Origin of the sequence: Salmonella sp. SAL4457 (assembly GCF_046548235.1) — a bacterium.
GTDB classification, from domain to species: domain Bacteria; phylum Pseudomonadota; class Gammaproteobacteria; order Enterobacterales; family Enterobacteriaceae; genus Salmonella; species Salmonella enterica.
Window position 1 is genome coordinate 1 of record NZ_JBGDZO010000316.1, and the last position, 291, is coordinate 291.

Sequence of the window (291 nt, forward strand, 5' to 3'; positions counted from 1 at the left end):
GCGTAGCCCCAACTGATGTGCAGGTAGAGCTGCCAGGGCTTGAGCAGGGTGTCTTTCGGCCGTCGCGGCGGGCGGTCGTTCAGCGACTTGCCGGTGACCCAGGTCCAGAACGGCTGGCAGGGCAGGTCCTTGTAGGTACGGCGCACGTCGATGCCGTATCCGTACTTGGAGTATCGGGTCTTGAACAGTTCATCTTGCATGGCGCAGGCGCTCCCTCGTTACAGGTAGTCGGTTCGGATGTAGAGCGTCGGGACGGTCGCGAAGAACGAGTAGAACGGCTCCATCCGGTAG

Annotated in this window: 1 protein-coding gene; it reads right to left on the reverse strand. The window is 61.9% G+C overall.

The genetic code is table 11. The features are described 5' to 3' along the window. Positions 1–200, reverse strand: a 200-nt coding sequence (locus tag ACLJNW_RS24445) for a hypothetical protein (protein WP_410961250.1), incomplete at its 3' end; no start/stop codon positions are given. Positions 201–291: the final 91 nt, after the last annotated feature.